The following is an 8,308-nucleotide window of genomic DNA, read 5'->3' on the forward strand; positions in this document are numbered from 1 at the left end:
ATAAGATCCGCAGAAAATAGCGGGTGAAATTTTAAACTCGCCAAATTTCGCGCGCCACGGAGAAATTTAATCCAAGCGTGCCAAGGTTTAGCCGAACTAGTAGAGTCTAAGGCTTAAATTTAAGTGTAAGTTAATACCAAGCATTTGGTTATTTGCGGCATCTGCTGCCGATGAAATTTAATCAAAGGAGCAAAAATTGAGGTCATAAAAGTCGATCTACGAAAATCATATCCCAAATCCGGGCGCGACCACGCTCGTATCGGCCAAATACGATGGCGACGTCAATGCGATGGCGATAACGTGGGCGCAGGCGCTTGATTATGACAAGGTTACCATCGTGCCACACAACGGCTCGTACACGAGGACGCTAATCGAAAAGAGCGGGTATTTCGCCGTGCAGATCCCCACGGCAGCGCAGGCGGAGCTGGTTAGCGAGCTGGGCGCCGAAAATAACTCGCGCTTTGATAACGCCGACAAGATGAAAAACGTGGAAATTTTCTATCAAGATGACTCCCGCGTACCTCTGATCGCGGGCTGCGCCGCATGGCTCGTTTGTAGGCGTATCCCCGAGCCTCACAACGAGCAGAGTTATGATCTTTTCATCGGCGAGGTTGTCGCGGCGTATGCGGACGAGCGGATCTTTGACGGCGGGCACTGGTTGTTTGAAAAGATCCCTGACGAGCTAAAAACACTTCACTACGTCGCCGGCGGTCGGTATTATCTGGATGGCAAAGCGGTAGATACCAAGCGCACGCCGATAAGCGACGAATAAACCGCCCCGCAAAATGCTGGCAAATTTGTAAATTTAAGATGAAAGCGCACGTGAATACGTGGCTGGTTTTAGTAAAATTTCAAACTGAAAAATCCAAAAAAGGATAGAAAATGAAAAAATATATCGTCATCACCGGCTCAAGTTCGGGTATCGGAGCAGCCGCGGCAAAGGCGTTTGCGAGGCGCGGAGAAAATTTGATCCTAATCGCGCGCAGAGCGGAGCTACTACAAAATTTAAAGGACGAGATCGCGCAGATCGCGCCCAAATCGGACGTCGTGATTAAAATTTGCGACCTTGCGCGCAGTGAAAACGTCCTGACGCTTTGGGACGAGCTAAAAAGCTATGAGCTAAAGGCGCTCATAAACAACGCGGGCTTTGGAGATTACGGTGCAGTCGGCGAGCGCGATCTATCCAAAGTCTCGCAGATGCTACGTCTCAACGTCATTTCGCTCACGCTGCTAAGCCACCTCTTCGTGCGCGATTACAAGTATAAGCCCTCTCAGCTCATCAATATCTCCTCCGCGGGCGGCTACAGCATGGTGCCAAACGCCGTCACCTACTGCGCGAGCAAGTTTTTCGTAAGCGCCTTTACCGAGGGCTTGCACCGCGAGCTAGCACAGGATAAAGACGCCAAAATGCAGGCCAAAGTTCTAGCGCCCGCCGCGACTAGGACGGAATTCGGTCCCGTGGCGACGGATGACGCGGGCTACGACTACGACGCGGCTTTTAAGCGCCATCATTCAAGCGAGGAGATGGCGGAATTTCTGCTCGCGCTTTATGATAGCGACGCGTGCGTGGGCGCGGTTGACCGAAACAACTTCGAGTTTAGCTTACAAGCTGCGCGATTTGACTATGCAGGCAAACGCTAATTTATGCATTTATGCGTCGCGCGACGAGCCGTGCCGCGCAGACGATACGCGGTATAAAATTTCGCGTATCGCAGCGCCTGAGCTAAATTTGACCTCAAAGCGCGGTAAAATTTAAAGAAATTCAAGGAGCGAAAATGGGAAAATCCGCCTTGGTGCTGGGCGCTACGGGCGTCGTGGGCAGGGAGCTGGTACGCGAGCTTTGCGTTTCGCTTTCTCGCGTTCACCTCGGCTTAGGAAGGTGGGGCGGCTTTAAATTTGGCCTTGACGAGTTCAAATTTAGCAGCGCTTCGCGGTCAAATTTAGCCTGCTCCTGCGACGGTACGGTTTCGCAAGGCGGCTCGCAAATTTTAAAACGCGGAAGGAAAATATGAAAACGATTAGGCTTCTTTATCCGGATTTTCTAAGCGGCGGGCTTGAGGAGTATTATTTCGGCGCGCAGCTACTCTCCCTCATCGTACCGCCGAACGACGATCAGCCTCTTATCAAGGTGCCGATTTCTGCTCCAAACGATGGGAAAAAAGCCGTAAAAGACGGCATCTACGCCAGAGATGGGGTCGAAGCGGGCGTGAAAAACGCGCTAAATTTGATAGAGTGCGAAAACCCCGACAAAATCATCACGATAGGCGGCAACTGCATCGTTTCGCTCGCGCCTTTTGATTATCTACACGGCAAATACGGCGATACTGGCATCATTTGGCTGGACGCGCACCCGGACGTCTCTACGCCGCAAGACGGCTACGCGTATGCCCACGCTATGGTGCTCGGCACGCTACTAGGGCAGGGCGACGCAGGACTAAGGGCGCTTATGAAAAATGGAGCGTTTGAGCCGCAAAATCTGCTCTACGTAGGCCTTCAAGGACTTCACGACTATCAAGAAAGATATCTAAACAAGCTCGGCGTTAAATTTAAAATCCAAGATAAAAATTTTATCCCGCACGCCGAGATAGCGGCTTTTTGCACTAAATTTAAACGCGTTTTAATCCATCTTGATACCACCGTTTTGGACGCTGCGTTTTTTCACTCGACATACTTCGCAAACCCCGAACTCGCAGGCGACGGAGGCGGCAGGATGAAAATGAGCGAGCTAAAAGAAATCCTGCGCCTCATCAATCAAAGCTGCGACGTGAGCGGGCTTAGCATCGCGGAGTATCTGCCCTTTGATGAGTTTAAGCTGCGAGGGGCGCTTGAGGTTATGGATATATTTAAGTAACGCAGAGCTCGATTTGAACGGCTTTTGCGTAGATTTGTCGTCAAATTTAAACCCAAATTTGGCCGAGGCAGGCCCTAGCGGCCGTATTAGGCGGGCTAAAACAGCTCGCGCTTTAGCCTAAAGATGCGCCTATAAATCGCGTTGTCTAGCTCGCCGCCGCTAAGAAAATCCAAATGATCCTGCCGCATCGCCTCATCCATAGCGTAAAATGGCGAGACGCTTAGCAGGCTCTCAAATAAGGACGCACCGCCGCAAAACGCGCACCCGCCGTCTCCTCCTTTAAAATATGCCGGCGCGCTAACGATCTCCACGGCGTAGGGATCGTAAGCGATAAACAGCCCGAATAAATTTGGCTCAAATAGCGAAAATTTCGGGCTCTTGGGTTGCTGCGCGTGCGGCAGGGCGACTTCGCTTGGATCGGGTTCGTCGCCGAAACGCCAAAGCGTGCGCGCCCCGCATCCCGCCAGATACTCCCACTCATCCTCGCTAGGCAGGCTAAATCCGTCCTTTTGCAAGCTCGCCTCAAGCTCCTCGTGCGTCACGTCTCTAAACAAAAACGCTCGAATTTTGCCCTCTTCGCGGACCAGCTTTAGCGCGCCGCTAAGGATTAGCACCGAGGAGCTTTTGTATTCGCCGCGCAAAAACCGCTCTATATCGCGCTCGTAAGCCTTAAGCCTCTCATCGTCCGCGCCGGCCTCGAACCAGCTAAGCTCGCTCGCCCTGCGCTCGGCTAGCATCGCGGAAATTTTAGCGCGGTGAAGCGGCGAGGTCTGCTGCGCAACGTATTCGCGTAGGCTCTGCTCGCTACCGCAAAACTCGCACTGCTCTTTGATTTTTGCCGCCGAAATTTCATCCAAAGCGGCGAAATCATCCCATCCGAGCACGGGCTCACCGCTTGGAATAAAAACGAATTCGCTCCCCTTAAAATCAAAAATGCCCGTCTCGAAGCCCTCGCCGCCGCACCTAAACGTAGCCAAATTTAAAAATTTAAACTGCGGATGCGCGGCTGAAATTTTAAGCATCAAATTTTGCTTTTCGCTAGGATTTAGCGTTTCAAATTTCTCTTTGTTCATCTACCGCCCTTTGATTAAATTCGACGAATTTTAGCAGACGTGCGAGTAAAAACGGATTAAGCGGTGAAATTTGGAGCCGATCTTTGCACCTCGCCCGCGCCGTAGCGTGAAATTTTGCCGCAAGTCGCCGCGCAGCAGATTTTTTCGCTTGCACACGGGCTCGCGAAATTTCGTCCTGCCGCGAAATTGCGATATAATGGCTAAAAGAATTAAAGCGCCAGGGTTGGCCGTTTAAGCAAGTCTTTATGCGGGCGCGATTTTGAAGCGATTTTTGCGTAGTAAAATTCAATAAATTTACCCAAAAGGAGCGAATATGCGTAAGAATTTTTTCGGTTCTATCGTTTTGGCTACGGCCTTGGCAAGCGGCGCGTTTATAGCGGTGCCGCAGACGGCGAGTGCGGGCGTTTTGGCGCATCAGGTAAAAACCCAAGGCGAGCTTGGCTCGGTGTTTATCAACCCATACGACGTGGCGCCTCTAACGGCCGTCATCGATAGGGCGGGCAAGGATATCAAAGATATCCACGTGCGGGTGCTAGGAAAACCGAACGGCGGTATCGACATCGCCTATAACGTCTCCGAGCATGCGCTGCTGACGCACGACGGCGTGCCGATCTGGGGGCTATATCCGGACTATCTAAACGAGGTTGAGGTGAGTTACGTTTTTAACGGCGAAAAGAAGGTCGAAAAGTATAAAATTTATGCTCAGCCGATCGTAACGTATAGCCGCGATTATAGATTTAGCCATATGCAAAAGATGAAGGTTAAAAAGGTCGATCCTGCGTTTAAAAACAGGCTCTATCTCATCAACAACACCATCACGAGCGTTTATAAGCCGCTTGATTGGAAAAACGGCGGTGCGGCTAGCTGGAACGACTTTACAGAAAATTTCGTCGTCGATACGCAGGGCGAGGTCAGATGGTATCTGGACTATCAGAAATTTTACGACCGCAGCGAGCGCAGAGTGATGGACGGCGGCATGATGATGGGCTTTCACCAGCTGCCAAACGGCGATCTGAGCTGGGGCATGGCGCAGCGATATATGCGCTACGATATGATGGGCAAGGAGGTGTATAATCGCGAGCTGCCGCGCGGCTACATCGACCTTAGCCACGAGGTGATGCCGCTAAAAGGCGATCATCTGCTGCTTCGCGTCGGTAAGTACAACTACCATCATCCTGACGGCAGAATTTCGCACACGATCAGAGATCACATCATCGAAGTGGATGGCAGCGGCAAGGTCGTGGACGAGTGGGATCTGAATGAAATTTTCGGCAAAAACGTCTACCGCAGCAACCTCATCAAGGCTCTTGACGCTCGCGCCGTGTGCCTAAATATCGACATGGACGCCAAAGAGATCAAAATCAGCGACGATCTGCCATTCGGCGACGTGACCTCGACCGGCACGGGACGCAACTGGGCGCACGTAAATTCCATCTCATATGACCCTAGCGACGATGGCATCATCCTTTCGCTTCGCCACCAAGGCATAGTTAAGATCGGTCGCGACAAAAAGGTAAAATGGATCCTCGCATCGCCTGAGGGCTGGAGCGCGGACTTTAAAGAAAAAGTGCTAGTGCCTGTGGATAAAAACGGTAACAAAATCAAGTGCGAAAACTCAAAATGCGAGGGCGATTTCGACTGGTCGTGGACGCAGCACACCGCGTGGCTAACTCCGCGCTACGACAACAAGGGCAGTATAAAGCACATCAGCGTATTTGACAACGGCGACGGTCGCGGCATGGAGCAGCCTGCGCTAAAAGAGCAAAAATACTCTCGCGCGGTCGAGTACAAGATCGACGAGAAAAAGGGCACGGTAGAACAGACGTGGGAGTTTGGCAAGGAGCGCGGATTTGACTTCTATAGCGCGGTTACGAGCAACGTGGAGTGGCAAAAGGATAAAAGCACCTACTTCATCTCAAGTTCGAACGTCTATCTGCTAAAGCCCGATAAGACGATCAAAATGGTGCTCGTGGAGATCGATCCGAAAACAAACGACGTTAAATTTGAGATGGACGTAGAGTCTGCGTCTAGAGACGACGTAGCTTACCGCGCGATGGTGATCGATCCGAATATCTTTGATTATTAAAATTTCGCGATAGGTTGGAATTTGGCTTTTAAATTCCACCTGTCGCTTTGGTGCGGATAGAATTTTACGACTTAAGCGCGAAATTTTAAATTTTTATATAAGATGAATTTTTTAGCAAAGGAGCAAAAATGCAGTATTTAACCTTAAACGACGGCAATAAGATGCCGATTTTAGGATTTGGCGTATTTCAGGTAGATCCGAAAGAGGCTCAAAGATGCGTCGAGGATGCGATCTCGGTCGGCTACCGCAGCATTGATACCGCGCAGGCTTATCAAAACGAAGAGGGCGTTGGTGCAGCAATTAAGACGACTCTTGCAGGCGGGTTAAAGCGCGAGGAGCTGTTTATCACTACTAAGCTTTGGATCAGCGACGCAGGTGAGGAGCGCGCGCTAAAGGCATTCGATGCGTCGATGAAAAAGCTAGGGCTTGACTACCTCGACCTTTATCTCATTCATCAGCCATATGGCGATATTTACGGCTCGTGGCGAGCGATGAAACGTTTGCGCGATGAGGGCCTTGTTCGCTCTATCGGCGTTAGCAACTTCTACGCTGATCGGATCGTCGATCTGTGCGAAAACAGCGGCGTCATCCCTGCGGTAAATCAGCTTGAGTGTCATCCGTTTTATCAGCGTGAAGCGTTAAAGCGTACGCTTGAGGATTACGGCATAGCATTTGAATCGTGGGCTAGCTTTGCCGAGGGTAAAAACGATATATTTAAAAACGCCGTGCTAAGCAGTATCGGTGAAAAATACGGCAAAAGCTCAGCTCAGGTTATTTTGCGCTGGTTAATTCAGCGCGGCATCGTCGTCATTCCAAAGAGTGTAAAAATAGAGCGAATGAAGCAAAATTTCGATATTTTTGATTTTGCGCTTGCGCCTGATGATATGGCTGCGATCGCTGCGCTGGATACAGGCAAGACGCTATTTTTTGATCATAGAGACGCCGAGCGCGTAAAATGGATAATACATGCTTTTGATAAGTAAAATTTATTGAATTAAAGCGGATTGCATGCTTTAAAATTAAGCCGCGAGCGTGCAATCCTTGCTATTAAATTTGAGCTTGAGCGAGATCAGAGATAGAGCTTGTGGCGATAAATTAGCCTGCTCGCTCAAGCGGCGTGATGGCGTAGCCTGCTTTTTTATATATTTTTCTGTGGGAAGCCGCCTTGCCTTTGTCCGCTTTAATCTCAAATTTACCCTTTCTTTTATACAATCTTTGAAATTTACCGCAAAGGAATTTTATGAAAATCGCTAAATTTTTAAGAATTTTAGCCGCCGTTTGCTTGCTCGGCACCGGCGCAAACGCGCTAGAGGAGGGCGTTAATTATCAAGTGTTGCAAAAGCCGCTAAACGTGCCGAAAAACAGCGTCGTCAAAATTTTTAACTACGAGTGCCCGCACTGCTATGCGTTTGATAGGACGGTCACGCCGCAGCTGATGAAGAAGCTTGAGGGGACGGAGTTTTTGCCGTGGCATCTAAAGACCAAGGGTGTGTTCGGACAGACGGCGAGCGGTATATTCGCAGCCCTCATCGTGCTTGATGAAAAGGACGATGTGAGCCTACTAAGCGACGAGTCGAAATTTAGAAAGGCGAAATTCGCGATTTACAAAGCGATCCACGACAAAAAGGACGATTTTGGCGGCGGCAGTGATAAACAAAGGTTCATCAAAACCGCGCTAGATACCGCCGGCGTGAGCATGAGCGAATACGAAGCGGCGCTTGCCAGCAAAAAGGCGCAGGCTCTGCTCGCGCAGTGGGACGCGGGCTACGAGGTCGCGGTGATTTCAGGCGTGCCAGCGTTCGTCGTGAGTGGCAAGTATCTCTTAAACACGGCTTCGTTCGGCTCCGTCGATGAAATGGCTGCCGCGGTAAAAGAGCTGCTGGCGAAATAGGTCTTGTCGCGTTAAATTTAGTCGCGCCAAAGCAAACTTTGTTTTATGCGCAGCGTTAAATTTAGCCGCAGCGGTAGGCTTCTAGTAAATTTTATCGCTAAGCCCTGCGGCATGATAGCGACTAAATTTTATGTTTTCAAAGCGCGGGTCTCGGCGGGTAAGGTTTGAGCCAAAATTTAAAAATTTGACTTTAAATTTAAATGTAAAATTTCAAGGCGAAGTATTTTTGCGTCAGACGAGGCAGCGGGACTTGGTCGTCCGTAACAGATTTGACATTTTCAAGATACATATTTCGGCGATTCAAATTTGAGTATAAAAAATGAAGGCGAAGTATTTTGAGATGGATTTGAATGTTGTGCAGAAATTTTAAGTCAAGGCTAGACAAGTAGTCTGCCGCAGACTTAAAA

General features: G+C 49.9%; 9 protein-coding genes. 7 read left to right on the plus strand and 2 right to left on the minus strand.

Annotation, left to right across the window (positions count from 1 at the left end):
- Positions 1 to 289 precede the first annotated feature (289 nt).
- From Q0257_RS12160 to Q0257_RS12175, 4 genes are all read left to right on the plus strand, one after another.
- A complete protein-coding gene (locus Q0257_RS12160; protein WP_298025141.1) occupies positions 290 to 772 on the plus strand; it encodes a flavin reductase family protein in 483 nt (160 codons plus the stop codon).
- 110 nt (positions 773 to 882) lie between these two features.
- Entirely contained in the window at positions 883 to 1,641 is a 759-nt protein-coding gene (locus Q0257_RS12165) for an SDR family NAD(P)-dependent oxidoreductase (RefSeq protein WP_298025143.1), read from the plus strand.
- 134 nt (positions 1,642 to 1,775) lie between these two features.
- Entirely contained in the window at positions 1,776 to 2,012 is a 237-nt protein-coding gene (locus Q0257_RS12170) for a hypothetical protein (RefSeq protein WP_298025145.1), read from the plus strand.
- Complete coding sequence (locus Q0257_RS12175; RefSeq protein ID WP_298025147.1) at positions 2,009 to 2,851, plus strand: arginase family protein; 843 nt, start codon at positions 2,009 to 2,011, stop codon at positions 2,849 to 2,851. The genes Q0257_RS12170 and Q0257_RS12175 overlap by 4 nt, the downstream gene beginning before the upstream one ends.
- A gap of 95 nt (positions 2,852 to 2,946) precedes the next feature.
- On the opposite strand, the gene Q0257_RS12180 is transcribed toward Q0257_RS12175, so the two are convergent.
- Complete coding sequence (locus tag Q0257_RS12180) at positions 2,947 to 3,924, minus strand: hypothetical protein (protein WP_298025148.1); 978 nt, start codon at positions 3,922 to 3,924, stop codon at positions 2,947 to 2,949.
- Positions 3,925 to 4,237: 313 nt separating this feature from the next.
- Between Q0257_RS12180 and Q0257_RS12185 the strand changes: the two genes are divergently transcribed.
- The 3 genes from Q0257_RS12185 (at position 4,238) to Q0257_RS12195 (ending at position 7,901) form a co-directional block, all read left to right on the plus strand.
- Positions 4,238 to 6,010: an aryl-sulfate sulfotransferase gene (locus Q0257_RS12185; RefSeq protein ID WP_298025149.1), complete on the plus strand. Its 1,773-nt coding sequence runs from the start codon at positions 4,238 to 4,240 to the stop codon at positions 6,008 to 6,010.
- Between the two features lie 128 nt (positions 6,011 to 6,138).
- The gene (locus tag Q0257_RS12190; RefSeq protein ID WP_298025151.1) at positions 6,139 to 6,993 is read left to right on the plus strand and encodes an aldo/keto reductase; all 855 of its coding nucleotides are present in this window, start codon (positions 6,139 to 6,141) and stop codon (positions 6,991 to 6,993) included.
- 257 nt (positions 6,994 to 7,250) lie between these two features.
- Entirely contained in the window at positions 7,251 to 7,901 is a 651-nt protein-coding gene (locus tag Q0257_RS12195) for a thiol:disulfide interchange protein DsbA/DsbL (RefSeq protein ID WP_298025152.1), read from the plus strand.
- 196 nt (positions 7,902 to 8,097) lie between these two features.
- Here the strand turns inward: Q0257_RS12195 and Q0257_RS12200 are convergent.
- The coding region (locus Q0257_RS12200; protein WP_298025154.1) for a hypothetical protein at positions 8,098 to 8,308 on the minus strand (211 nt) is incomplete at its 5' end.

This window comes from uncultured Campylobacter sp. (assembly GCF_938018035.1).
Taxonomy (GTDB): Bacteria; Campylobacterota; Campylobacteria; order Campylobacterales; family Campylobacteraceae; genus Campylobacter_B.

Excerpts from the sequence above, each read along its gene's own strand:
- Q0257_RS12160 (WP_298025141.1), top strand. The coding sequence starts at position 290 with ATGGCGATAACGTGGGCGCAGGCGCTTGATTATGACAAGGTTACCATC.
- Q0257_RS12165 (WP_298025143.1), top strand. The coding sequence starts at position 883 with ATGAAAAAATATATCGTCATCACCGGCTCAAGTTCGGGTATCGGAGCA.
- Q0257_RS12170 (WP_298025145.1), top strand. The coding sequence starts at position 1,776 with ATGGGAAAATCCGCCTTGGTGCTGGGCGCTACGGGCGTCGTGGGCAGG.
- Q0257_RS12175 (WP_298025147.1), top strand. The coding sequence starts at position 2,009 with ATGAAAACGATTAGGCTTCTTTATCCGGATTTTCTAAGCGGCGGGCTT.
- Q0257_RS12180 (WP_298025148.1), bottom strand. The coding sequence starts at position 3,924 with ATGAACAAAGAGAAATTTGAAACGCTAAATCCTAGCGAAAAGCAAAAT.
- Q0257_RS12185 (WP_298025149.1), top strand. The coding sequence starts at position 4,238 with ATGCGTAAGAATTTTTTCGGTTCTATCGTTTTGGCTACGGCCTTGGCA.
- Q0257_RS12190 (WP_298025151.1), top strand. The coding sequence starts at position 6,139 with ATGCAGTATTTAACCTTAAACGACGGCAATAAGATGCCGATTTTAGGA.
- Q0257_RS12195 (WP_298025152.1), top strand. The coding sequence starts at position 7,251 with ATGAAAATCGCTAAATTTTTAAGAATTTTAGCCGCCGTTTGCTTGCTC.